The following is a 23,107-nucleotide window of genomic DNA, read 5'->3' as shown; positions in this document are numbered from 1 at the left end:
AGTGAGCGCAGTGTCCGCTTGCCAGTATGCGCCAAGCAGGTTTTATTGGGCAAGTGCCCACGCTTGCTGGCGGGTCAACGGGTTACAGGGGGGAGAGCTTGGCAAACCCGAGTACCAGCCACTTCACGCCTTCGCCGTCAAAGCTCACCTGTACCCGCGCCCGAGCGCCTTCGCCTTCGGCGTTCAGGATGATGCCTTCGCCGAACACCGGGTGGCCCACCCGCTGGCCGACATGCAGGGCGGGCAGGTCGCCGTCGCTTTCGATGCTGGATTGGGCAAAGCTGGGCCGTGAAGCGGTCACGGGGCGCGAGACATGGCCGCGCAGACGCACTTCTTCCAGCAGGTGAGGCGGCAGCTCACGAAGAAACCGGGAGGGGCGGGGAAACACCTCTTTGCCGTGCAGGCGGCGAGTCTCGGCGTGGGTCAGGTAGAGCTTCTGCATGGCGCGCGTCACGCCCACGTAGCAGAGGCGGCGCTCCTCCTCCAGGCGGCCTGGCTCCTCCACGGACATCTTGTGGGGAAACAGCCCCTCTTCCACCCCGGCAATGAACACCACCGGGAACTCCAGCCCCTTGGCCGAGTGCAGGGTCATCAGCTGCACGCTGTCTTCGAACTCCTCGGCTTCATGGTCGCCTGCGTTGAGGGCGGCTTCCGAAAGGAAGGCTTCCAGCGCGGCCATGCCTTCTCCGGCTTCCGGGGTCTCGAAGGCATCGCCATGGGTAAAGGCCCGGGCCGCGTTGACCAGCTCTTCCAGGTTCTCGACCCGAGCCTGGCCTTTTTCACCGCGCTCGCTTTGATGGTGCTCGATCAGCCCGGTGCGTGCCGTGACGTGGTCGATGATCTCGTGGAGCGGCAGCCCGGACGTGTCGTTGTCCAGCTGCTCGATCAGGTTGGTAAAGGCCTGCACGGCGTTGCCTGCACGGCCTCTCAAGGTGCCATCCTGAAGGGTGTCGTGCAGCGCTTGCCACAGCGATACGCTCTGCTCCCGGGCGTGATGGCGGACGATTTCCACGGTGCGCGTGCCGATGCCTCGGGTGGGCACATTGATGACGCGCTCCAGGGAGGCATCGTCATCACGGTTGAGCAGCAAGCGCAGGTAGGCCAGGGCGTTCTTGATTTCCAGCCGCTCATAAAAGCGGTGGCCGCCATAGATACGATAGGGCATGCCCTGGCGAATCAGCGTCTCTTCCAGCAGGCGCGACTGGGCGTTGGAACGGTAGAGGATGGCCACGTCCCGGCGGTTGAAGCCTTCGTTGACCTTCTCCTTGATGGTATCGACGATATAGCGGGCCTCTTCGAGGTCGTTGAACCCCGCATACACCGAGATAGGCTCGCCTTCGGCGCCATCGGTCCATAGGTTCTTGCCGAGACGCTCGCTGTTGTGGCTGATCAGCGTATTGGCCGCTTCCAGAATCGCGCTGGTAGAGCGATAGTTCTGCTCCAGGCGCACGGTATGAGTGTTGGGAAACTCTTCTTCGAAGCGACGAATGTTCTCGACCTTGGCGCCCCGCCAGCCGTAAATGGACTGGTCGTCATCGCCCACGGCGGTCATCGGGGTCTGCTGGCCGGTGAGCAGCTTGAGCCAGGCGTACTGCAGGGTATTGGTATCCTGAAACTCGTCCACCAGCACATGGCCAAAGCGCTCGCGATAGTGGTTCAGCAGCGGCGGGTTGTCGCGCAACAGCTCCAGGCTGCGCAGCAGTAGCTCACCGAAATCCACCAGCCCGCCTCGCTCGCAGGTGAACTGGTAGCGCTCGTAGAGCTCGACCATCTGGGCGAGGTACGCATCGCCATTGACGTTCACCTGATGGGGTCGCAGGCCCTCTTCCTTGCAACCAGAAATGAACCCCTGCACCTGGCGTGGCGGGAAGCGCTCATCGTCAATCGAGTAATCTTTCAGCAGCCGCTTGATTAGTCGCAGCTGGTCATCGGAGTCGATGATCTGAAAGTGCTGGGGCAGACGGGCATCCTGCCAATGGGTGCGCAGTAGCCGGTGCGAGATCGAGTGAAAGGTACCCACCCAGACATGGCGCATGGAGATGCCCAGCAGGGCTTCCAGACGCGTGCGCATTTCGCGGGCGGCCTTGTTGGTAAACGTGACGGCCAGCAGCGCATAAGGGGAAAGCCCTTCGGCCTGCATCAGCCAGGCAATGCGGTGTACCAGCACACGCGTTTTGCCGGAACCGGCGCCGGCCAGTACCAGAAGATTGCCCTGGGGCGCACTGACGGCTTCCCGCTGGGCCGGGTTGAGATGATCGAGTATCGCTGTGACGTCGTCCATATAAGCCGCTGCCGGTTCAAAAAAGGGGCGACCAGTCTAGCACAGCCAGCACACTGGCTGTGCATACAGCATGTCTTCAGGACGCTGGCTCAGGACTCTTTATCAGAACCGTTGCTCAGGACTCTTCCGGGTAGCGCAGCGTGGTCAGGCTCTTCTTCACCGCTTTCAACTGTTCGGCCAGTTTGGGGCCCCGGGTCTTGGCCACGCCCACCGCCAGCACGTCGATCAGCACCAGGTGGGCAATACGCGAGCTGAGCGGGGTGTAGATCTCGGTGTCTTCGTGCACGTCGATGAACAGCGGCAGGCTGACCTCCTGAGCCAGCGGCGATTCGCTGGGACACAGGCCGATCACGGTAGCGCCTGCTTCGCGGGCCAGGCGAACGCTGGCTACCAGCGCCCGGGTTCGGCCTGTCTGCGAGATGGCGACCACCACGTCGCCCTCTTGCAGGGTCACCGCCGACATGTTCTGCATGTGCGGGTCGGCGTAGGCAGAGGTCGAGATCTGCAGGCGGAAAAACTTGTGCTGAGCATCGAAGGCCACCGCGCCGGAGGCGCCAAAGCCGTAGAACTCGACGCGATTGGCCATGGCCAGTGCATTGACGGCCTTGCCCAGCGCATCGTTATCGAGCCGGTCGCGCACCGACAGCAGCGTGCCCACGGTGGAGTCGAAAATGCTATGGGAGAATTCGGCCACCGAGTCGCTGTCGTTCATCGAGAACTGCGCGAACTGGCTTCCGCTGGCCAGCATCTGGGCTAGCTGCAGCTTGAAATCCTGAAAGCCGTTGCAGCCCAGCGCACGGCAGAAGCGCACCACCGTAGGCTCGCTCACCTTTGCTTCGGTGGCCAGGTCCACGATGCGCATGTGAATGACTTCATCGGGGTTGCGCAGCACGAACCGCGCAACCTTTTGTTCGGAGCGACGGAAATGCTCCATGCGGCGTCTCATTTCATCGAACAGGGCGCGGCTCACGTTCAGCTCCTTAAATTCTTGATCGTGCTTGTGCGGCCATAAAGAGACCACAGTATGCCTGAGTGTTGCATCGGGGGCAGCGTCCTTCACGAGAGTACTGCCGTTTAAAAGGCGTTAACCCATTTCTTCAAGAGTCGTCATCATTTTGTCAAGTAGGTTATAGTAAGAAGTGACGTGCCGCACTGCATCATTTAAAAATCAGTCGTCACGGATGCAGGTGGACGTAGGCAACTCACCTGGAGGAGCGTCGATTATGAGAAACGTCGAACGAATGACCTCGGTAAAAAGCGAATTGCTCGACATATTCATGAGTATGGAGGTCGATGAGCATGCCCAACGTCGGCGCAGCGCCGCCCAACGTAGCCTGAGAGCGCGTCGGGGCATCGAGCTGCACCGGGAATTCCAGAAGCTGTCACGGGATATCGCTCCCTTGCCAGACGATGACGACCCGCAAGAGAGCGAACTGCACTAGCCAGCCGAAGAAGAGGCTGGTGAAGGAAGGCGAGAAAGCGTTACACCACGGTAACGCCTTCTCTACAGGCTAAGCTTGCCGACCCAGCGGCGAGTCAGAACAGGCCTGCCAGGAAAACCACCGTGACCCCGATAGGGGCAACGTACTTGGCCAGCAGGTTCCACAGGCTGTAGTCGTAGACATCCAGCCTCAGTTCCTTGCGCGCTTCTTCTTTATCCAGGCAGAAGGCGAAGAACACGATCGCACCCAGGCCGGTCAATGGCAGCAGGATCTTGCTGGTGAAGGTATCCAGCAGGTCGAAGATGTTCAGCCCAAAGAACAGCACGTCCGCCCACACGTTGAACGACAGCAGTGCCGCAACCCCCAGCGCCCATACCGCCACGCCGCTGACCAATGTGGCCACGATACGTGACATCGACGTGCGCTCTTCCAGGGTTTCCACCACTGGTTCCAGCAGTGAAATGGCCGACGTCAGGGCGGCAAAGGTCAGCAGCAGGAAGAACATCAGGCCCAGAATGGTGCCGCCGGTCATGTTGCCAAACGCCAGGGGCAGGGTGACAAAGATCAGGCCAGGGCCTTCGCCGGCACTCAGGCCGTTGGCAAAGACGATGGGGAAGATGGCCAGGCCCGCTAGCAGGGCGATGGCGGTATCCAGCAGGATGACCGTTCGCGCGGTGCTGATCAGGTTGACGTCTTCGCCCAGGTACGAGCCGTAGGCCATCATGATCCCCATGCCCAGCGACAGCGTGAAGAACGCCTGGCCCATGGCCGCCAGTACGACACCACCATCGAGAGCATCCCAGTCAGGGCTGAACATGAAGCTCAGGGCCTCACCAAAGTAGCCGCTGGTCATGCCGTAACCCACCAGCACCAGCATCAGGACCACCAGGGCAGGCATCAGGGTGCGAGCAGCGCTTTCCAGGCCTTTGGTGACCCCGCGTGCCACGATCCCAACGACCAACACCATGAAGGCCGTATGCCACAGCAGCAGGGCGGTAGGGCTGCCCAACATGCCGCTGAAGATGGCGCCAATGCTGTCAGCGTCCTGGTCATTGAAGCTGCCGAGCACCGAACCCAGCGTATAGTTCAACGACCAGCCGCCGATGACGCTGTAGAACGAGAGAATCAGAAAGGCAGCCAGGACGCCGCTGACGCCGACCAGTGCCCACGCTTTCGAGCGGCCATGATTGGCGGCCAGTTCGGCCATGGTATTGATGGGGTTCTTCTGACCGCGACGGCCAATCATCCACTCGGCGACCAGAATGGGCAGGCCGACCAGTGCCACACAGGCCAAATAGACCAGAACGAAAGCGGCGCCACCGCTGTCGCCCACCATGTACGAGAAGCGCCAGATATTGCCCAGGCCAACGGCGGAGCCCGCCGCGGCCAGCACAAAGCCCATACGAGATGACCACTGTGCATGCGCAAGTTTTGCCATAAATCACCTGTTTCAGTTCAATTGTAATGGGTCGATATCGGCAGATTGCGCCGATGTTCGGAAAAAAGAGATTGTCAGCGTGCTTTTCCGAAAGAACGCGCAATTTATCCGATCAAGGGTAGGCTTGCCAGTGAGCCAGCCTAAAAAGGCGGCTTAAAACAGCTGGCTCTGCTTTTCATCGGCGAAAGGTGCCAGGTCCGCCAAAGCAGCCCTGGCCTGCACCAGGCGATAGAGGTGGCGAGCCATTTGGGGAGACTCACGGTTGTCTGCGGTATGCACAAATAAAAAAGGGGTTTTCCCCTGTTTTATCCACAGGCTGAGCTGCTCTATCCAGGGCGTGAAGTAGCGTGTGTTGATCGCTTTGTCAATATGTCCAATGAAGCGAATGATGGGCTGCTGACCAGTGGAAAGCACGTGTAGCGGGAGTTTCGGCTTCTCCTGCTGGGCGTGGGCCAGTCCAGTGTGCCCCTCGTGTGGCGTAGAGAAGAGCGGGCGCACATCCAGCATGACTCGGTTGACCGAATAAGTTATCAACAGGCGGTTCAAGGCTCTCTCCGCGTCACCCTTGTGGAAAAAAACAGGGTGGCGAACGATATAGTGACGAACTTGGAAAAATTGATCTAGATCAAGTGACAAATCAGGGCTTAGTTGCTACGCTCTAAATATAACTATTTTAATACACATCTACAGCGGTGTGTTCTTCCCCTGTGGAGTTATCTATGTCAAAAAAATCTCATCCAATAATAGAAGAGGAAGCGCCCCTCAAGCGTCAAGAACGAGGGCTTTTTCTGTTTATTGTCGTGTTGCTCTTTCCCATTTTGGCCGTAGCGGTGGTGGGGGGCTATGGCTTTTTGGTGTGGATGTATCAAATGTTTGCAGGCCCCCCTGGCCCGCCGCTATAGCAGTGTCACAAGCTTCTATCTGATCACTTTAAAGGTGTTAACCGCTGCTAAATAAAGTGGTTAACATTCTTTTAACGCAGGAATGCTCATGACGCGCACGGATAACAATAATAATCGGCGCAATCTTTTTCGCCGCTTGTCAGGGCGTGATGATGTGCGTCGGCCGCCCTGGAGCAGAGCTGCCTTTCTCGACCTCTGTACCGGTTGTAACGCCTGCATCGACGCGTGCCCGGAAGGCATTTTGTCCCGCGGTGGCGGTGGCTATCCCGAGCTTAGCTTTGCCCAAGCGGGCTGCTCACTGTGCGGTGACTGCGCAACGGTATGCGCGCCACAGGCGATAGAGCGCGGCGGTAGCGTTAGCGAAGCCTTTGCTTGGCAAGCTGAAGTTCAGCCGCACTGCTTGGCACTGGCGAGTATCCATTGCCAAAGCTGCCAGGACGCCTGCGAGTGGAACGTAATTCGCTTTCCGCTGCGCCCCGGTGGTCGGCCACCGCAACCTGAGATCCACTTAGAAAGCTGCACCGGCTGTGGTGCTTGCTACTCCGCCTGCCCTAACCAGGCAATCTCACTGATAACAAAAGATACCGTCTATGGCTGATCAACTGCTGCACATCATTAGCTTTATCGTTCATGCGCGGCCCGAGGCGCTGAAGCAGACAGCGGAGTGGATTACCCAACATAGCGTTGGCGAAGTGATGGGCGAAGACGCGGCTGGAAAGCTCGTGGTCGTCGCCGAACATACTGACGAACAACAACTATTGGCTTTAATGGATCACGTACGCGAGCAGCCTGGCGTTATTGACGCCGCCTTTGTTTATCACGAAGTCGTTGATGCTCTGTCAGCGGATGAGCCGCACGTACAGGAGGGGGAGCAATGAAACTAACACGCCGAGAGTTTGTAAAGGCGAACGCCGCAGCGGTGGCCGCTGCTACGGCGGGGATGTCGATTCCCGCCGGCGCCAGCAATCTAATTACCCATGCTGATCTGAACCGCTTGCAGTGGGATAAAGCACCTTGCCGTTTTTGCGGTGTCGGCTGTAGCGTCATGGTTGGCACCTATAACGGCCAAATCGTGGCGACTCACGGTGATAACCAGTCCGAAGTGAACCGGGGGCTTAACTGTGTTAAAGGCTATTTTCTTTCCAAAATTCTCTATGGGGAGGATCGCTTAACCCAGCCGCTACTGCGTAAGCGCAACGGTCAATACGCGAAAGATGGCGATTTCGAGCCGGTCTCCTGGGATGAAGCGCTCGACCTTATGGCGGAAAAAATCACCAGCGCCATTCGTGAACATGGCCCAGAGAGCGTCGCGCTGTTTGGCTCTGGCCAGTGGACGATCTGGGAAGGCTACGCGGCCAGCAAGCTATTTAAAGCCGGGCTGCGCTCGAACAATATCGACCCCAACGCCCGCCACTGTATGGCTTCGGCGGTGTATGGTTTTATGCGCACTTTCGGCTCGGATGAGCCCATGGGCGTGTATGACGATATCGAACACGCGGATGCCTTTGTGCTGTGGGGCTCTAACATGGCCGAGATGCACCCGGTGCTCTGGACCCGCGTTACCGACCGGCGGCTTTCCTTCCCAGACACAAAGGTCGCCGTGCTGTCGACCTTCGAGCATCGCAGCTTTGAGTTGGCCGATATACCCATGGTCATGTCGCCTCATGCGGATATCGTGATCCTTAACTACATCGCCAACCATATTATTCAGACCGGCCGGGTAAACCAGTCATTTGTTGATAAGCACGTCAACTTCGCCCGGGGTGCTGATGACATCGGCTACGGCCTGCGCGACGAGCACCCGCTGCAACAGGCAGCGGAGAACGCCGATGATGCCAACAGCTGGACGGACATGAGCTTTGAAGCGTTCGCGGACTATGTCGCGCCCTACACCTTAGAGCGGGCAGCGCGGGAATCCGGCGTCTCTGAAAACCATCTTGAGGCGCTGGCAGAACTGTATGCCGACCCCGATAAAAAGGTGATGACCTTCTGGACCATGGGGGTTAATCAGCATACCCGCGGGGTGTGGGTCAATAACCTGATTTATAACCTCCACCTGCTGACCGGCAAAATTTCCGAGCCGGGTAACAGTCCTTTCTCGCTCACCGGCCAGCCTTCTGCCTGCGGCACGGCGCGGGAAGTGGGCACCTTCGCCCACCGCCTGCCCGCCGACCGCGTGGTTACTAATCCTGACCATCGCCGCGATGCGGAGAAAATCTGGAAGCTGCCCGAAGGCACCATTCCTTCATGGGTGGGCTTTGACGCAGTGGCCCAAAGCCGCCGCCTTAAAGACGGTGACATCAAGGTTTACTGGACCCAGGTGACGAATAATATGCAGGCGGGTGCCAACGTCATGCAGGAAATTCTGCCCGGCTGGCGTAACCCTGAAGCCTTTGTGGTGGTCTCCGACATCTACCCCACGGTTTCAGCCCAGTCTGCGGATTTGATTTTGCCTGCCGCGTCCTGGGTAGAAAAAGAAGGGGCTTTTGGTAACTCCGAGCGGCGCACCCAGTTTTTCCATCAGCTGGTCAATGCCCCCGGCGAGGCGCGTTCAGATTTATGGCAGACCGTGGCGCTTTCCCAGCGCATCCGCGTGGCTGACGTATGGCCCGAGGAGTTGTTGGCAGCCGCCCCAGAGATGCGCGACAAAACCCTGTTTGATTTACTGTTCGCCAATGGCCAGGTTGACCAGTTCCCCACCTCCGATATGGAACAGGGCTACGCCAACGCCGAGGCAGACGATTTCGGCTTCTATATCCAAAAAGGGTTGTTTGAAGAGTACGCCCGCTTTGGCCGCGGCAAAGGCAAGGATTTGGATCACTTTGATGCGTACCACGCCAGCCGTGGCAAGCGCTGGCCGGTGGTGGATGGCCAGGAAACCCTATGGCGCTACCGAGAGGGGCTTGACCCCTATGTAGAGCCAGGTAGCGGCTGGCAGTTCTACGGTAAACCCGATAATCGCGCGTTAATTTTCGCCGTACCGGCCGAGCCACCCCCTGAGGCACCTGACGCCGACTTCCCTTATTGGCTCTGCACCGGGCGCGTGCTGGAGCATTGGCACACCGGCTCCATGACCCGCCGCGTGCCGGAACTGCACCGGGCAGTGCCTGCCGCGCTGTTGTATATGCACCCAGAAGATGCCCGAGCCGAAGGGTTCCGGCGGGGAAGCGAGGTTAAAGTGGCCAGCCGGCGTGGCGATGTGAACCTGCGGGTAGAAACCCGTGGGCGGGTTAAACCGCCCCGCGGCTTGGTGTACGTGCCCTTTTTTGATGCCTCCTACTTGATCAATAAGGTCACGCTGGATGCGACTGATCCCATTTCCAAACAGACCGATTTCAAGAAGTGCGCGGTGCGCCTTGATCTCGTCAATCTGGCGTAAACAGACTAAGGAGAACAATCATGAAATGGCTTTTTCCTCTCTGTTTATTCATGGCTTTGCTGGGAAGCACGGTCAGTGCAGATGAAACACGCGATGCCTCGGCTCCGGATGGCTTGCGCCCTGGTGGCACCATTAGCCAGACCCAGCCCGCAGCGCCTATCGCCGGCGAGCCGCGGGATAGCGGCCGTGAAGTGCGCAATTACCCAGAGCAACCGCCGGTGATTCCGCACTCAATCCGCGATTATCAAGTCGATATGCGCGTTAACCAGTGCTTAAACTGCCATAGCCGTGAACAGGCCGTCAGTGCGGGCGCGCCGATGGTGAGCATTACCCACTTTATGGATCGCCATAAGCAGGTGTTGGCCGCCGTATCGCCGGACCGTTACTTCTGCACCCAGTGCCACGTGCCTAAAACCGATGCCGAACCGCTGGTTCCCAATCGCTTTCAGTCCGTGGAAGAGGTAATGACCGAGGCGCTACGTGAGCGCCAGGAGGGTGGGCAATGAAACGCTTTTTCACCCGCTACTGGCGTATTTTAAGCCGCCCGAGTGTTCACTACAGCCTAGGGTTTTTAACCCTAGGCGGTTTTATCGCCGGCATTATCTTCTGGGGCGGTTTTAACACGGCCATGGAAGTAACCAACACCGAGCAGTTTTGCACCTCCTGCCATGAAATGGAGCGCAACCCGATGCAGGAGCTCAAAACCACCATTCACTACTCCAACCGTTCTGGAGTGCGGGCGACCTGCTCAGATTGCCACGTTCCCCACAGCTGGACGCATAAAGTGGCGCGCAAAATGGAGGCCTCTAAAGAAGTATGGGGCTGGGTGTTTGGCTCTATTCGCACCGAAGAGCAGTTTGAGGCAAAGCGCCGCCAGCTTGCCGAACGTGAATGGTCGCGGCTACAGGCCAATGACTCGCTAGAGTGCCGTAACTGCCACGAATTTGACTCGATGGATTTTACCCAGCAAAGCACGCGTGCCGCCCGTGCCCACTCCACCAACCTTGCTTCGGGTGAGTCGACCTGTATCGATTGCCACAAAGGCATCGCCCACGAGCTGCCGGATATGAGCCCCCGTATAGGTGCCGCCACGTTAGGCATGTCTGATATCGTTTCCTGGGCTGCGCATTTAGAGCTAGAAAGCGGTGTCTACGCCGAGCAGTAGTGGCTTTTTACCCAGCGCCAGCACGCCTCGCTTGAACGGGCGCTGGCGCAGTGCGCGGGTTAAGTGATAGAACAGGCAGTATCGTTAATTCATACGCCAACTTGCTGGGTGGAAAAGAGAATGAGTCAGGGAAAAGTAGTGGTGCTTCATGGCCCTAATCTAAATTTGCTGGGCACTCGCCAGCCCGAAATATACGGGTACGAAACGTTAGACGACGTGAATAACCTGCTGCGCGAAAAAGCGGTAATGGCAGGCTGGGAGATCAGCTGCCTGCAAAGTAACCATGAAGGTGCGCTCATCGACGCCATTCACGCAGCGAGGGTAGATGGCACGCAGGCCATCATTATCAATCCGGCGGCCTATACTCATACCTCGGTAGCGATTCTCGATGCGTTGAACGCCTTTGACGGCAAGGTCATCGAAGTTCATCTCTCTAACGTGCATAAGCGCGAGTCGTTTCGCCACCACTCCTATGTCTCGCTACGGGCAGACGGCGTGATTGCGGGCTTAGGCGTGCAGGGATATAAAGCGGCATTAGAGGCAGTGATGGCTGCCTCCCATCAATAATATAACTCCCTTGTACCGTTAGCTCTTGCCGCCCTTTTAACCTTGGCCCATTCTTCTCTCAGGGCAACTTAGCCCTTGGCGTTTCATTGGCTTGGTAAGGATAGGTGGGGTATGGCTAAATTTTTTCGGGAATTCCGCGAGTTTGCTGTTTAAGGGCAACGTGATTGATATGGCGGTGGGTATCATTATTGGCGGGGCATTTACGCTGATTGTGCAAAGCCTTGTCAAAGACGTGATGAATCCGCTGATTGGCCTGTTGGTGGGTGGGATCGATTTTTCGAATCTGTTCGTCGTATTGCGGGAAGGCGTGGCGGGAGCGCCCTATGCCACCTTGGCAGAAGCTCAAGCGGCAGGGGCGGTGACGCTGAACGTGGGGCTGTTTATCAACGCGGTGGTGAGCTTCTCCATCGTCGCGTTCGTGGTGTTTTTGCTGGTGCGTACCATCAACCGCTTAAAGCGCGAAGAGGCGGTGGCACCGGCAGACCCGACCGAAAAGCCCTGCCCTTACTGTTTTATGGTGGTGCCAATCAAGGCCATTCGCTGTGGTCACTGTACGTCTGAGCTACAGGCGGCGGCCCCAGAGAAGCCTGCCGAGAGCGTGTAGCGAAGCGTTATTAAAAAAGGGTGCTCGTGGGCACCCTTTTTGCGTTACAGAAGGCGGTTATGCCGTCTTTTTCGCCGCTTTCTTATCGCTTTGCGTGTTGTCACTGGCATCGCTGGGCTGTGGCAGTGAAGGCAGCGACTTGGCCAGCATGTCCACGCTGTGCCGGTAGTAGAGCTGGCTCTTGTTGTGCTCGCCCAGGCTGGCGTACAGGCGTGCAAGCTCGGCACAGACCTCACCGTTCGGGCGCTGGCGCTGGCTGGCCTCGAAATACTCAAGGGCCTTTTCCCACTGGCCAACCCGTAGTGACAGGCGGCCACAGGCCAGCAGCAGTTCCGGGTCGTTGGGGCGCTCTTGCAGCCATTTCTGCGCCTTGGCCAGCTGGCGCGCGGCGTCGACGTTCAGCAGGCCATAGCGCTTGACCAGGCGTGCATCCCAGTGATGGTCCAGGGAGTGATTGAGCAGCCGCTCGGCAATCGGTTCTTCGTTGGATTGCAGCAGGGCTTCGGTGTAGAGCACGATCAGCTCGGTATTGCCGCGCAGGTAGTCGGGCATATCCGCCCACAGCCCGCGAACCCGTTCGATATTGGACGGGTTCTTGGCTTCGAACAGAATCAGCTCCCGGTAGGCCTTGAACTCCAGCTGCTCGCGCTCTTGCTGGGTAATCAGCTTCTGCGCGGCCAGGCGTGGAATGAGGCGACGCAGCCCTTCCCAGTCGTTGACGCTCAAATGCACCTGCTTGAGCAGTTTCAGCACTTGAGGATGGTTGGAGAGCTGCTTGTCCAGTCGGTTGAGGATCGCCAGCGCTTCTTCGGGCTGTTGGCGGTCGGTCATCAGCTGGGCCTGCATCAGGCCAATGGCGGTGTCGGCGCCGTCGGTGGTGAGTTGCGCCTGATTCAAGTGCTCCTGAGATTTCTCGTGGTAGCCCTGATAGTGGGCTGCCAGGGCGGCTGCCAGGTAGTTCACCAGCGGGGTGCTGGAGTCATCGGCAGCACGCACCAAGGTCTTCTCGGCTTTTTTCCAGCGGCCTTCGGTGAGCGCCACCAGCCCATGTACGGTGCGCTTCATGGCGCGGCGGTTGCGGGCGCGGCTATTCCAGGTGCGAAAGCGCCCCACGGGACGAATGATACCGGTCAGCAGGCGCAGCATGAAGTGCAGCACGATGAAGGCCGCCAGCAGCAGTACCAGACCGAACCAGAACGACGTCTGGACCGAGGTGTCGCCCACTCGAATCAGCCAGTAGCCGGGCACTGACATCATCAGGTGCCCGAGCAGTGCGCCAACCGCCAGGCCTGCAATGATCAGCAGGATAAGTTTTCTCATGCATCACCTCCGCCCTGGCGGCGCGACTCGAAGCGGTTTTCGATGAAGCTGGCCAGTGCCTGCTGGGAAGCACTGATGTCCGGCAGCTCGGGCTTGACCTGAACCTGCTTGAGCTCCTGCAGACGCGCGATGACGCTCTGGGTTTCTTCGCGCTCGGTGGCGTAGTAGCCATTCAGCAGTTCCAGCGCCTTGTCGAGGCTGGCTTCATACAGTTCCTGCTCTTCTTGCAGCAGGGCCAGCTGCGACTGCTCCAGCACCAGACGCAGGCTTTGACGCAGATAGGACTCTTGTTCCGGTGTGATCAGCGTTTCGAGGGCTTCATCGTGATGACGAATGACCACGAGGTCTTTCAGCTCTTCACCGAAACGAGCCAGCTGGCGCTGGAAAGTGCCGGTCGGCGGCTGCTCGATTCCTGATGTTACGGCGCGCTCTTCGATCTCTTGGGAGAGCCGCAGGCCTGCAATGCGCTCCTGCTGCGCGTTGAGCGCCAGGTAGATACCGGTACGGTCGACACGGGGCACGGCATCCAGAGCGGCCAGCTCGCTGGCGATTTCTCGGCGCACCGAGGTGAGTGCCGGGTTGTCGGCATCGACCAGGCGAGCGTCGGCAGTGCGCAGCAGGGCCGCGGCACCATCCACATCGCCTTCGAGCTGCAGACGCTGGTTCGCCAGACGCAGCAGGTAGGCGGCTTCGGCGTGTAGCCAGTCGCGTTCGTCGGTTTCCTGCTCTTGTGACAGTTGGGCCAGCACCTCATCCAAAGTGCTGTTGACGTCGCTGCGGTAGCTGTCCAGCTCGCTGCGCAGTTCGCTCATGGTGCTTTCCAGCGCCTGACTGCGCTCGGCCTCACCGGACTCTAAACGTGCTTCCAGGTCGCTGACCGAGGCTTGTGTGGCGCTGTTCTGGGTCTGTTGGGCCAGCTCGTCGATGCGCTGCTGCTGGCTATCCAGGCGCTGCCAGCCTTGCCAGGCAACGATACCCAGGGCGAGTGCCAGGATAACCACCAGCGCAATGGCAATGCCGCCACCCTTGCCGTTTCCGCCACCGTTGTTGGAGGGTGGTGGCGTGGGCTTCGCGCCGCCGCCTGCTGGAGCAGGCCCGCTGTGCCTGGCAGGCTTTTCATCTGCCGGTTTGGCGGTGGGTTTGGTATCTGCGACGCTCTCTTTCGGGGTGTCGGCCGCTGCGGTTGCCGCAGGGGTCGCTGCCGTATTGCTGGTGTTTTTATGCCGCCGCCGTGAACGGCTGTTCTTGGCGGCATAAGACGAAGAGCCGTGGGTGCCCGAGTCTCGGGTGGCGGTGGCGTCACCAGCAGGGGTGCTGCCCTTGGATGCATCGGTAGACGCCTGGTTGACGCCTTCCTGATCAGTTGGTTGTTTGCTCATCTGTCGCTAGCCCTTATTAAGTTCCTTGATCGACATCGGCACCCTAGGGGTTGCAGGACTGATCCAACGCGGCCACCAGCGCAGCCGGCGTTGCTCCCGACGCCACCTTGAGGTCACAAAAACCCAGTCTACCGGCCAGTGTAGCTAAACGGCGACTGGAAACGATTAGCGGTTGGTTCAACGCAGCTGGACCGCACCATTTTGCCAGATATTCAAGTAGTTCGCCGCTGGTGACGATTAACGCTCGGTAATGGCCGTTTGCCAGACACTGCTGCATGGCCGCCGAGGGCGGCTGGTATACGCGCCGATAAACGGCCAGCCGAGTGACGCAGGCGCCCCGCTCGGTCAGCGTGTCCGCGAGCAGGGTGCGTCCGCCTTCTCCAGCGACCAGCAGCACCCGCTGATGGTCCAGGCGGGCCAGCGAGGCCAACGACAGGAGTGCTTCGCTGGTGTCTTCCCCCCACTGGGGCGGGGGAACACGCACTCGTACGCCAAGCTGGTCATGCAGTGCACTGGCAGTACTGCGGCCCACGCTGTAATAATCGATGCCGATTGGCAACTGCGGCCAGTAGCGATCCAGCGCTTCACTCAAACAGTAAGCGGCAAAGGGACTGACGACTACTATCTTATGGTACTGATCGATATCCAGCCAGATTTGACGCTGCGTCGCATCTTCCGCCAGTGCTTCCAGGCGCATGACGTCCAGAGGTGCAACCTCCCACCCCTGCTTGCCTAGCGCGTAGGTCAAGGCGTCGCCGCGTTCACCGGGGCGACAAATCAGCACCGGTAGCGTCATACGTTGCTGCCGTAGACCTCGGCCAGGATGTCACCAGCCCCCTGATCCAGCAGCTCTTCGGCGATGCGAATGCCCAGTGCTTCCGGTTCGTGAATGGAGCCTCGGCCTTCGGCACGCAGTACCTCGGTGCCTTCCGGGTTGCCTACCAGGCCGCGCAGCCAGAGCGTGTCATTGGACTTGTCCAGTACGGCGTGGCCTGCGATGGGCACCTGGCAGCCGCCTTCCAGGCGGGTATTCATGGCGCGCTCGGCGCGCACGCGGGTGGCGGTGTCCGGGTCATCCAGCGGGGCCAGCAGTGCAATCAGGTCGGGATCGTGCAGGCGGCATTCGATGCCCAGCGCCCCTTGGCCGCAGGCTGGCAAGCATACTTCCGGTGGAAGCGCCTGGGCGATCCGGGCGTCCAGCCCCAGGCGCTGCAGGCCTGAGGTTGCCAGGATGATGGCTTCGAACTCGCCGTCGTCCAGCTTGGCCAGACGAGTTTGTACGTTGCCGCGCAGGTTGAGAATCTGCAGGTCTGGGCGCGCTTCACGAAGCTGCAGGCCCCGGCGCAGGCTGGCGGTACCGATGCGAGCGCCTTCCGGCAGTTCCTCGACGCTGGCGTAGTGGTTCGAGACAAACGCATCGGTTGGGTCGGCGCCTTCCAGAATAACCGACAGCCCCAGCCCTTCAGGGAAGTACATCGGCACGTCCTTCATGGAGTGCACGGCGATATCGGCGCGGCCATCCAGCATGGCGTCTTCGAGCTCCTTGACGAATAATCCTTTACCGCCGATTTTGGAAAGCGGCGTGTCGAGGATCTTGTCGCCTTTGGTGGACAGCGGAACGAGCTCGACCTCCAGACCATCGTGGGCCGCCATCAGGCGGTCGCGAACATACTCGGCTTGCCACATGGCCAACTGGCTTTTTCGCGTGGCGATGCGCAATTTCGTGATGGGTAACACGTTAAACTCCCTTTGCCGCTGACACGGCGCGTCGAACTGTGATAATTCTCATCATAAAGCACCCGGCCACATAGTAAAAATAACCGGTACATTCAAGACTCGCACGAGATGCGCCCAACCCTGCCTGGAATGCCCATGTCCGTTGATGAACCGCAAGGCAAGTTAGACCAGTTCTTCCTGCTTTCCCAGGACTTGTTCTGCTGCATCGACTTTGCAGGCAAGCTGCTCAGCGTCAACCCACGCTTCGAGACCTTGCTGGGGTATGACGCTGCCGCGCTACTGGGCAGGCCCTGTGGTGTCGTGGTGGAGCCTCGAGACCATCCGGCCATTGAGGAGGCCCTGGCGCGGCTGTGCCGTGGCGACAAGCTCGACGCCTTTTCGGTGTGTGCACTGACCGCCGATGGACGCCGGGTGTGGATCGAAGTCACCGTCTCTACCGGCGATCGGGTGATCTACGTCATTGCTCGGGATATTACCCAGCGCAAGGCTACCGAACGCCAGTTGACCCTGCTGGAGCGCAGCGTGGAGTCCAGCACCAACGGTGTGGTGATCGTCGATGCGCAGCAGCCGGACCTGCCGATGGTCTACGTGAATAGCGCTTTCGAACGTATCACCGGGTACTCTCGTGACGCGGCGCTGGGGCGCAACGGTCGCTTCCTGCAGGGCGAAGAGACGGATTCGGCAACGCTGGCACTGTTACGCAAGGGCATCCAGGAGCAGCGGGACGTGCACGTGGTGATCCGCAACTATCGCCGCAACGGCGCGCCATTCTGGAACGATCTGTACATTTCCCCCGTGCGTGACGACGACGGCGTGGTGACCCATTTCATCGGCGCTCAAAACGACATTACCGCCCAGCGCGAGTATCAGGCCCAGCTGAGTCATAACGCCAACCATGATGCGTTGACAGGGCTGCCCAACCGGCTGCTGCTGGATCAGCGGCTGGCCCAGGGGTGCCTGCTGGCCAAGCGTTATCACCGTTATTTGGCCGTACTGTTTATCGACCTCGATGATTTCAAGCCCATCAACGACACTCTGGGTCACGAAGTGGGCGACTTCATGCTCCTGGAGGTGGCCAAGCATCTGGAGGAGGAGCTGCGGCCCTGGGATACCGTGGCGCGTTTTGGCGGCGACGAATTCATCGTGCTGTTGCCGGACCTTGCCCATGAGCACGATGTGCTGCAGGTGGTCGAGCGGCTTCTTGCCCGGGTGTCGGCACCTTATTGGTATCGCGGCAGCGAGCTGCGCATGACCGCCAGCATTGGCATTGCCACCGACGACGGCACCATCAAGGAGCCGCGCCAGCTCATTCAGCAAGCCGACCTCGCCATGTACAAGGCGAAGCGGCGGGGGCGCAACACCTTCCAGTGGTACACCGACGAGCTGAACCGCAAGGTGACCGAGCGCGTCAACCTGCGGCATGCGGTGCAGCAAGCCATCGAGCAGCACCAGTTCGAGCTCCACTACCAGCCGCAAATCGATCACCGTGGGCGAGTGGCTGGGGTCGAGGCGTTGATTCGCTGGCATCACCCGGTGCGGGGCAATATCCCGCCTACCCAGTTCATCAGCCTGGCCGAGGATACCGGGCAGATCATCCCGATCAGCGAGTGGGTGCTGGCCACTGCGTGCCGTGATGCGCTTGAGCTAAACGCACTGAGCGACACTCCCATTACCGTGGCCATCAACGTCTCGCCGATGCAGTTTCAGCGCCCGGGGTTTCTCAATTCGCTAGAGCAGGTGCTGGCCGACAGTGGCTTGCCGCCGGGGTTGCTGGAGGTGGAACTGACCGAAGGGGTGTTGATGGATAGCGCCGAAACCACCATCCAGGCATTGAGCGCCATTCGGCGGCTGGGCGTACACATTGCGCTGGATGACTTTGGTACCGGGTTCTCCAGCCTCAGTTACCTCAAGCGCTTGCCGATCAACAAGCTGAAGGTGGATCACTCCTTCATACGTGATGTGGCCAACGATACCCGCGACGCCGCTATCGTCGAGGGGGTGGTGACCATGGCCGACAAGCTCGGCCTTGAAGTACTGGTCGAGGGGGTGGAAACGGCCGAACAGTTTGCCTATCTCCGCCAGCTCCAGTGCGACCATTTTCAGGGCTACTACTTCGCCCGCCCGATGAGCCTGGTGGCGCTGAAAGACTTCTTGCGTACGCCGCTTGGCTTCCTGGGCGCCCTTGCTGAACGGCCGTGAAGGTGAGGGCTGCCGAGCACACTGAGCAGAGTGATAAAACGGCATGCCGCTCGGCGGGGTGACTCTGGTACACTTTCCGGTAACGACTCCTTTAGTTTTGTCAGCAGGATATATCACCGATGAGCCAAGCTACGAATCAGTCCTGGGGCGGCCGCTTCAGCGAGCCTACCGATGCCTTTGTCGCACGCTTCACTGCGTCTGTGAATTTCGACCAGCGCTTGGCGCGCCAGGATATTCAGGGCTCGATTGCCCACGCCACCATGCTGGCGCGGGTGGGCGTGCTCACCGAGGACGAGCGTGACGCCATCATCAATGGCCTGACCGAGATTCAGGGCGAGATCGAGCGCGGCGAGTTCCAGTGGTCGGTGCCATTGGAAGACGTGCACATGAACATCGAAGCGCGGCTGACCGACAAGATCGGCATCACCGGCAAGAAACTGCACACCGGCCGTTCGCGCAACGACCAAGTGGCCACCGATATTCGCCTGTTCATGCGTGATGAAATCGATGTGATCGAGGCCGAGCTGACACGGCTGCGCGATGGCATGATCACGCTGGCCGAGCGGGAAGCCGACACCATCATGCCGGGCTTCACCCACCTGCAGACGGCACAGCCGGTCACTTTCGGCCACCACCTGCTGGCCTGGCAGGAAATGCTGGCCCGCGATCACGAGCGGCTGCTGGATTGCCGCAAGCGGGTCAACGTGATGCCGCTGGGTTCGGCAGCGTTGGCGGGCACCACCTACCCCATCGACCGCCACGTGACCGCCGAGCTGCTGGGCTTCGAGCGCCCATCGGAAAACTCGCTGGATGCCGTGTCGGATCGCGACTTTGCCATCGAATTCACCAGCTTCGCCAGTATCTTGCTGATGCACCTCTCGCGCATGAGTGAAGAGCTGGTGCTGTGGACCAGCGCGCAGTTCAATTTCATCGACCTGCCTGACCGCTTCTGCACCGGCTCCTCGATCATGCCGCAGAAGAAAAACCCCGACGTACCCGAGCTGGTGCGTGGCAAGACGGGCCGCGTGTATGGCCACCTGATGGCGCTGTTGACGCTGATGAAGTCCCAGCCACTGGCCTACAACAAGGATAACCAGGAAGACAAGGAGCCGCTGTTCGATGCCGTCGATACCGTGCGCGACTGCCTGAAAGCCTTTGCCGACATGGTGCCCGCCATCGAGCCGAAGAAAGACAGCATGTACGAGGCGGCGCGGCGTGGATTCTCGACCGCCACCGACCTGGCCGACTATCTGGTACGCAAGGGCGTGGCTTTCCGTGATGCTCATGAAATTGTCGGCCTCTCCGTGGCCTACGGCCTGAAGAGCAAGAAAGACCTCTCGGAAATGACGCTGGAAGAGCTGCAGCAGTTCTCCGCGATCATCGAGCAGGACGTTTTCGAGGTGCTGACACTGGAGGGCTCGGTGGCGGCGCGTAATCACATTGGTGGCACGGCACCGGACCAGGTGCGTGCCGCCGCCAGCCGTGCCCGTGACGCGCTGAAAGCGCTCCAGGGTGCCTCATGATGCGCGCGGCCACTGCCTTCGGCGCGCTGCTGCTGGTGGCTCTGCTGCTGGCGGGCTGCGGCCAGAAAGGGCCGCTCTACTTGCCTGACGACACATCCGATTCGGCCGCCGAGCAGGAGGGGTAATGGATCACTTTAACTATCGCGATGGCGTGCTCTATGCCGAAGACGTCCCGCTGACGACGCTGGCCGCCGAGCTGGGCACGCCCTGTTACGTCTACTCCAAAGCCACTCTGGAACGCCACTTCCGGGCCTACACCGAAGCGCTGGGCGGCCATCCGCACCTGATCTGCTATGCGGTGAAAGCCAATTCCAACCTGGCGGTACTGGGCCTGCTGGCACGTCTGGGTGCCGGGTTCGATATCGTCTCGGTGGGTGAGCTGGAGCGGGTGCTCAAGGCGGGAGGCGACCCCGCCAAGGTGGTGTTCTCCGGCGTGGCCAAGCAGCCCCATGAAATGGCTCGGGCCCTTGAGGTCGGGATCAAGTGCTTCAACGTCGAGTCGCGCCCGGAGCTGGAGCGCCTGAACGCCGTGGCGGGTGAGCTGGGGAAAATCGCCCCGGTCTCGCTGCGCGTCAATCCGGATGTCGATGCGGGTACCCACCCGTACATCTCTACCGGCTTGAAGGACAACAAGTTCGGCATTCCCGTCGATGATGCGCTGGACGTGTATCAACTGGCTGCCAGCCTGCCCCATTTGCGTGTGACCGGTCTGGATTGCCACATCGGCTCACAGCTGACCGAAACCGCCCCGTTCCTGGATGCCCTGGAGCGCCTGCTGCTGCTGATGGAGCGCCTGCGCGAGCAGGGTATCGAGATCGACCAACTGGACCTGGGAGGTGGTCTGGGCGTGCCTTACCGCGACGAGAAGCCGCCCCAGCCCTTCGACTACGCCAGCCAGCTGCTGGCGCGCCTCTCCCGCTGGGAAGGCGGCGAGACCCTGACGCTGCTGTTCGAGCCGGGCCGCTCCATTGCGGCCAACGCGGGCCTGATGCTCACCCGGGTGGAGTTCCTGAAGCCTGGTGAAACCAAGAACTTTGCCATCGTCGATGCGGCCATGAACGACCTGATTCGCCCGGCGCTGTATCAGGCGTGGCAGGCCATCGTGCCGGTGGATACCCGCACGCCCCGTGAGCCGGCCACCTACGACGTGGTCGGCCCGGTGTGTGAAACCGGCGACTTCCTGGGCAAGGAGCGGGAACTGGCGATTGCCGAAGGCGACCTGCTGGCGGTGCGCTCTGCGGGCGCTTACGGTTTCGTGATGGCCTCGAACTACAACAGCCGCCCACGCCCGCCGGAAGTGATGGTGGACGGTGACCGCTACCACGTGGTGCGTGCGCGGGAAAGTCTGGAGAGCCTGTGGGCGGGCGAAGCGCTGCTGCCGGAAGGGGCGCGCTGATGCTGCTGCACTTCACCAAGATGCACGGGCTGGGCAACGACTTCATGGTGATCGATCTGGTCACCCAGCGTGCCCGCCTGCGCGACGAGCAGATCCGCCAGTTGGCGGATCGGCGCTTTGGTATCGGTTTTGATCAACTGCTGATCGTCGAACCCCCGCGCGACCCGGACATGGACTTTCGTTATCGTATCTACAACGCCGACGGTAGCGAGGTGGAAAACTGCGGTAACGGAGCGCGCTGCTTTGCCCGCTTCGTGCGTGACCAGCGCCTGACCCACAAGCACGAAATTCGCGTGGAGACCGCTGGCGGCCCGCTGGTACTCAACGTCCAGCACGATGGCATGGTGCGGGTGGACATGGGCGCGCCGCGCTTCAATCCGGCCACGCTGCCCTTCGAAGCCACCGGCGACCAGCCTCTCCACGAGGTGGAGGTAGAGGGTGAAACGCTCTCCCTTGGAGTGGTTTCCATGGGCAACCCCCATGCCGTGCTCCAGGTGGAGGATGTCGAGCGTGCGCCCGTCGAACGGCTGGGTCCGCTGCTGGAGTCGCATCCCCGCTTTCCCAAGCGCGTCAACGTAGGCTTCATGCAGGTCGTGTCGCCCAACGAGATTCGTCTGCGGGTCTTCGAGCGCGGCAGCGGTGAAACGCTGGCCTGCGGTACCGGGGCCTGCGCGGCGGTGGCCAGTGGCATTCGTCAGGGGCTGCTGAAGAGCCCGGTCAAAGTCTCCCTGCCGGGTGGCCAGCTGAGCATCGAGTGGCCGGGCCCAGAAGCCTCGCTGGTCATGGTGGGGCCCGCTACCCGAGTGTTCGACGGTCGGGTATCACTCAACTGATTCGAGGAGAACGGCGATGTCTCAAGCCCCTGAGCCGCGTAAAACGCTGGACCCGGACCAGGTCGCGTTCTGGCTGGCCCGCCATCCCGATTTTTTCATCGGTCGTGAGGGGCTGCTGCAACAGCTGAAAGTCCCGCACCCGCATATCGAGGGAGCGGTGTCGCTGCTCGAACGCTTGGTCATCGACCTGCGCCAGCGGGCCGAAACGGCGGAGGGCCGCCTGGAGCACCTGCTGGAAACCGCCCGCCATAACGAGGCCCAGTACCGCCGCCTGCGCGAAACGCTGCTCAGCCTGGTGGAAGCAGAAGACCGAGATGCCCTGGCGCAAGCGCTGGCGACCCAATTGAGCGAGCGTTTCCAGACGCCCGCCATGGCGCTGTGGTGCCCGGCCTCCTTGAGTGACGCAGAGCCCGCGCCGCCGCAAGCGCCCCGGCATGTGCTGGACCAGCACGCCGGTGCCCGCCTGGCGGCGTTGCTGGATGGTCGCACCAGCCGCTGCGCCAAGCTCAGCGTCAGCGACTGGAAGTGTCTGCTGCCCCATGCCAAGCCCCCGCGCAAGGCGGGCTCTTGTGCGATTACGCGGCTTTCCGCAGGCGAATCCCTGGGCTATCTGCTGCTCGCCAGCCCCGACCCCGAGTGCTACCGCGCCAGCATGGATACGCTGTTTACCGAGTATCTGGGGGATATCGTTGCTCGGCTGTTGCTGCGCTTGGGGCCGCTGGGTTCGGTACCCCATGGAGAGTGACTCTCCGCTGGCGCAGGCGATAGAGGGCTATCTGGCCCATCTGGCCAGCCATGCCAGCCCGGCGACGGTGGCTGCGTATCGGCAGGATCTGAACGCGTTCTGCCAGTTTGCCCGGCAGCGCGGTGTCACTCAGCCCCATGGCTGGGACACGGCGCTGGCGCGGGCCTTCCTGGGGGCCGAGCGCAGCCGTGGCCTGG

The 23,107-nt window shown here is 60.6% G+C and carries 23 protein-coding genes and 1 pseudogene; 16 read left to right on the top strand and 8 right to left on the bottom strand.

The window, feature by feature from the left end:
* Positions 1-82: 82 nt before the first annotated feature.
* Together uvrD and hexR are read right to left on the bottom strand one after the other, a co-directional pair.
* On the bottom strand, positions 83-2,281 hold the full coding sequence (gene uvrD / locus B7L72_RS13370; RefSeq protein WP_081194945.1) for a DNA helicase II: 2,199 nt from the start codon (positions 2,279-2,281) through the stop codon (positions 83-85).
* A gap of 115 nt (positions 2,282-2,396) precedes the next feature.
* Positions 2,397-3,251, bottom strand: coding sequence for a transcriptional regulator HexR (gene hexR / locus B7L72_RS13365; protein WP_016915472.1), 855 nt, complete (start codon positions 3,249-3,251; stop codon positions 2,397-2,399).
* Positions 3,252-3,504: 253 nt separating this feature from the next.
* Here hexR and B7L72_RS13360 point away from each other — a divergent pair, with 253 nt between their 5' ends.
* On the top strand, positions 3,505-3,723 hold the full coding sequence (locus B7L72_RS13360) for a PA3496 family putative envelope integrity protein (RefSeq protein ID WP_016915471.1): 219 nt from the start codon (positions 3,505-3,507) through the stop codon (positions 3,721-3,723).
* Positions 3,724-3,817: 94 nt separating this feature from the next.
* Here B7L72_RS13360 and B7L72_RS13355 read toward each other — a convergent pair whose 3' ends face one another.
* Complete coding sequence (locus B7L72_RS13355; protein ID WP_081194943.1) at positions 3,818-5,161, bottom strand: sodium-dependent transporter; 1,344 nt, start codon at positions 5,159-5,161, stop codon at positions 3,818-3,820.
* 153 nt (positions 5,162-5,314) lie between these two features.
* A pseudogene (locus tag B7L72_RS13350) lies at positions 5,315-5,752 on the bottom strand (DUF72 domain-containing protein); the annotation flags it as partial.
* Between the two features lie 128 nt (positions 5,753-5,880).
* On the opposite strand from B7L72_RS13350, the gene napE reads away from it, so the two are divergent.
* The 8 genes from napE to mscL all read left to right on the top strand — a co-directional run bounded on the left by napE (position 5,881) and on the right by mscL (position 11,778).
* Complete coding sequence (gene napE, locus B7L72_RS13345; protein ID WP_058577687.1) at positions 5,881-6,063, top strand: periplasmic nitrate reductase, NapE protein; 183 nt, start codon at positions 5,881-5,883, stop codon at positions 6,061-6,063.
* 82 nt (positions 6,064-6,145) lie between these two features.
* Positions 6,146-6,661, top strand: coding sequence for a ferredoxin-type protein NapF (locus B7L72_RS13340; protein ID WP_332868344.1), 516 nt, complete (start codon positions 6,146-6,148; stop codon positions 6,659-6,661).
* Entirely contained in the window at positions 6,654-6,941 is a 288-nt protein-coding gene (locus tag B7L72_RS13335) for a chaperone NapD (protein WP_081194939.1), read from the top strand. Before B7L72_RS13340 ends, B7L72_RS13335 begins: the two co-directional genes overlap by 8 nt.
* Entirely contained in the window at positions 6,938-9,442 is a 2,505-nt protein-coding gene (gene napA, locus B7L72_RS13330; protein WP_081194937.1) for a nitrate reductase catalytic subunit NapA, read from the top strand. Before B7L72_RS13335 ends, napA begins: the two co-directional genes overlap by 4 nt.
* Before the next feature lie 20 nt (positions 9,443-9,462).
* A complete protein-coding gene (locus tag B7L72_RS13325; protein WP_062359248.1) occupies positions 9,463-9,948 on the top strand; it encodes a nitrate reductase cytochrome c-type subunit in 486 nt (161 codons plus the stop codon).
* Positions 9,945-10,607: a NapC/NirT family cytochrome c gene (locus B7L72_RS13320; RefSeq protein WP_062359247.1), complete on the top strand. Its 663-nt coding sequence runs from the start codon at positions 9,945-9,947 to the stop codon at positions 10,605-10,607. The genes B7L72_RS13325 and B7L72_RS13320 overlap by 4 nt, the downstream gene beginning before the upstream one ends.
* 120 nt (positions 10,608-10,727) lie before the next feature.
* The gene (gene aroQ, locus B7L72_RS13315) at positions 10,728-11,174 is read left to right on the top strand and encodes a type II 3-dehydroquinate dehydratase (RefSeq protein ID WP_081194935.1); all 447 of its coding nucleotides are present in this window, start codon (positions 10,728-10,730) and stop codon (positions 11,172-11,174) included.
* Between the two features lie 169 nt (positions 11,175-11,343).
* Complete coding sequence (gene mscL / locus B7L72_RS13310) at positions 11,344-11,778, top strand: large conductance mechanosensitive channel protein MscL (RefSeq protein ID WP_308429518.1); 435 nt, start codon at positions 11,344-11,346, stop codon at positions 11,776-11,778.
* Positions 11,779-11,835: 57 nt separating this feature from the next.
* On the opposite strand, the gene B7L72_RS13305 is transcribed toward mscL, so the two are convergent.
* From B7L72_RS13305 to hemC, 4 genes are read right to left on the bottom strand one after another with little or no spacing between them, the layout of a single operon-like run.
* Complete coding sequence (locus tag B7L72_RS13305; protein ID WP_081194933.1) at positions 11,836-13,098, bottom strand: heme biosynthesis HemY N-terminal domain-containing protein; 1,263 nt, start codon at positions 13,096-13,098, stop codon at positions 11,836-11,838.
* Complete coding sequence (locus B7L72_RS13300) at positions 13,095-14,477, bottom strand: uroporphyrinogen-III C-methyltransferase (RefSeq protein ID WP_254893822.1); 1,383 nt, start codon at positions 14,475-14,477, stop codon at positions 13,095-13,097. Before B7L72_RS13300 ends, B7L72_RS13305 begins: the two co-directional genes overlap by 4 nt.
* Before the next feature lie 43 nt (positions 14,478-14,520).
* Positions 14,521-15,273: a uroporphyrinogen-III synthase gene (locus B7L72_RS13295; RefSeq protein ID WP_081138582.1), complete on the bottom strand. Its 753-nt coding sequence runs from the start codon at positions 15,271-15,273 to the stop codon at positions 14,521-14,523.
* A complete protein-coding gene (hemC, locus tag B7L72_RS13290; RefSeq protein WP_081138584.1) occupies positions 15,270-16,214 on the bottom strand; it encodes a hydroxymethylbilane synthase in 945 nt (314 codons plus the stop codon). The genes B7L72_RS13295 and hemC overlap by 4 nt, the downstream gene beginning before the upstream one ends.
* A 135-nt stretch (positions 16,215-16,349) precedes the next feature.
* Here hemC and B7L72_RS13285 point away from each other — a divergent pair, with 135 nt between their 5' ends.
* The 7 genes from B7L72_RS13285 to B7L72_RS13255 form a co-directional block, all read left to right on the top strand.
* Positions 16,350-18,413, top strand: coding sequence for a putative bifunctional diguanylate cyclase/phosphodiesterase (locus tag B7L72_RS13285; RefSeq protein ID WP_081194931.1), 2,064 nt, complete (start codon positions 16,350-16,352; stop codon positions 18,411-18,413).
* 119 nt (positions 18,414-18,532) lie between these two features.
* Positions 18,533-19,936 (top strand): argininosuccinate lyase, encoded by a 1,404-nt coding sequence (gene argH / locus B7L72_RS13280; protein ID WP_016915463.1) that lies wholly within the window; start codon positions 18,533-18,535, stop codon positions 19,934-19,936.
* On the top strand, positions 19,936-20,061 hold the full coding sequence (lptM, locus tag B7L72_RS13275; protein ID WP_081194929.1) for an LPS translocon maturation chaperone LptM: 126 nt from the start codon (positions 19,936-19,938) through the stop codon (positions 20,059-20,061). The genes argH and lptM overlap by 1 nt, the downstream gene beginning before the upstream one ends.
* Entirely contained in the window at positions 20,061-21,332 is a 1,272-nt protein-coding gene (gene lysA, locus B7L72_RS13270; RefSeq protein WP_081194927.1) for a diaminopimelate decarboxylase, read from the top strand. The genes lptM and lysA overlap by 1 nt, the downstream gene beginning before the upstream one ends.
* Positions 21,332-22,165: a diaminopimelate epimerase gene (gene dapF / locus B7L72_RS13265; protein WP_081194925.1), complete on the top strand. Its 834-nt coding sequence runs from the start codon at positions 21,332-21,334 to the stop codon at positions 22,163-22,165. The genes lysA and dapF overlap by 1 nt, the downstream gene beginning before the upstream one ends.
* A gap of 16 nt (positions 22,166-22,181) precedes the next feature.
* Positions 22,182-22,910, top strand: a complete 729-nt coding sequence (locus B7L72_RS13260) for a DUF484 family protein (RefSeq protein ID WP_016915459.1) — start codon at positions 22,182-22,184, stop codon at positions 22,908-22,910.
* Positions 22,900-23,107: site-specific integrase (locus B7L72_RS13255; RefSeq protein WP_176212889.1), on the top strand; the 208-nt coding region annotated here is incomplete at its 3' end. The genes B7L72_RS13260 and B7L72_RS13255, both read left to right, overlap by 11 nt.

Source organism: Halomonas sp. BC1 (assembly GCF_002078135.1).
Classification (GTDB): Bacteria; Pseudomonadota; Gammaproteobacteria; order Pseudomonadales; family Halomonadaceae; genus Vreelandella; species Vreelandella stevensii.
The sequence above is the reverse complement of the archived record's forward strand: the minus strand, read 5'-3'. Positions and strand labels throughout refer to the sequence as shown.

What these genes read in the sequence shown, in the direction of transcription:
- B7L72_RS13325 (WP_062359248.1), top strand. Translation starts at nt 9,463, where the DNA reads ATGAAATGGCTTTTTCCTCTCTGTTTATTCATGGCTTTGCTGGGAAGC.
- B7L72_RS13335 (WP_081194939.1), top strand. Translation starts at nt 6,654, where the DNA reads ATGGCTGATCAACTGCTGCACATCATTAGCTTTATCGTTCATGCGCGG.
- uvrD (WP_081194945.1), bottom strand. Translation starts at nt 2,281, where the DNA reads ATGGACGACGTCACAGCGATACTCGATCATCTCAACCCGGCCCAGCGG.
- aroQ (WP_081194935.1), top strand. Translation starts at nt 10,728, where the DNA reads ATGAGTCAGGGAAAAGTAGTGGTGCTTCATGGCCCTAATCTAAATTTG.
- B7L72_RS13355 (WP_081194943.1), bottom strand. Translation starts at nt 5,161, where the DNA reads ATGGCAAAACTTGCGCATGCACAGTGGTCATCTCGTATGGGCTTTGTG.
- lptM (WP_081194929.1), top strand. Translation starts at nt 19,936, where the DNA reads ATGCGCGCGGCCACTGCCTTCGGCGCGCTGCTGCTGGTGGCTCTGCTG.
- B7L72_RS13285 (WP_081194931.1), top strand. Translation starts at nt 16,350, where the DNA reads ATGTCCGTTGATGAACCGCAAGGCAAGTTAGACCAGTTCTTCCTGCTT.
- argH (WP_016915463.1), top strand. Translation starts at nt 18,533, where the DNA reads ATGAGCCAAGCTACGAATCAGTCCTGGGGCGGCCGCTTCAGCGAGCCT.
- B7L72_RS13260 (WP_016915459.1), top strand. Translation starts at nt 22,182, where the DNA reads ATGTCTCAAGCCCCTGAGCCGCGTAAAACGCTGGACCCGGACCAGGTC.
- napE (WP_058577687.1), top strand. Translation starts at nt 5,881, where the DNA reads ATGTCAAAAAAATCTCATCCAATAATAGAAGAGGAAGCGCCCCTCAAG.
- mscL (WP_308429518.1), top strand. Translation starts at nt 11,344, where the DNA reads ATGGCGGTGGGTATCATTATTGGCGGGGCATTTACGCTGATTGTGCAA.
- B7L72_RS13300 (WP_254893822.1), bottom strand. Translation starts at nt 14,477, where the DNA reads ATGAGCAAACAACCAACTGATCAGGAAGGCGTCAACCAGGCGTCTACC.
- B7L72_RS13340 (WP_332868344.1), top strand. Translation starts at nt 6,146, where the DNA reads ATGCTCATGACGCGCACGGATAACAATAATAATCGGCGCAATCTTTTT.
- B7L72_RS13320 (WP_062359247.1), top strand. Translation starts at nt 9,945, where the DNA reads ATGAAACGCTTTTTCACCCGCTACTGGCGTATTTTAAGCCGCCCGAGT.
- lysA (WP_081194927.1), top strand. Translation starts at nt 20,061, where the DNA reads ATGGATCACTTTAACTATCGCGATGGCGTGCTCTATGCCGAAGACGTC.
- napA (WP_081194937.1), top strand. Translation starts at nt 6,938, where the DNA reads ATGAAACTAACACGCCGAGAGTTTGTAAAGGCGAACGCCGCAGCGGTG.
- B7L72_RS13305 (WP_081194933.1), bottom strand. Translation starts at nt 13,098, where the DNA reads ATGAGAAAACTTATCCTGCTGATCATTGCAGGCCTGGCGGTTGGCGCA.
- B7L72_RS13360 (WP_016915471.1), top strand. Translation starts at nt 3,505, where the DNA reads ATGAGAAACGTCGAACGAATGACCTCGGTAAAAAGCGAATTGCTCGAC.
- B7L72_RS13295 (WP_081138582.1), bottom strand. Translation starts at nt 15,273, where the DNA reads ATGACGCTACCGGTGCTGATTTGTCGCCCCGGTGAACGCGGCGACGCC.
- dapF (WP_081194925.1), top strand. Translation starts at nt 21,332, where the DNA reads ATGCTGCTGCACTTCACCAAGATGCACGGGCTGGGCAACGACTTCATG.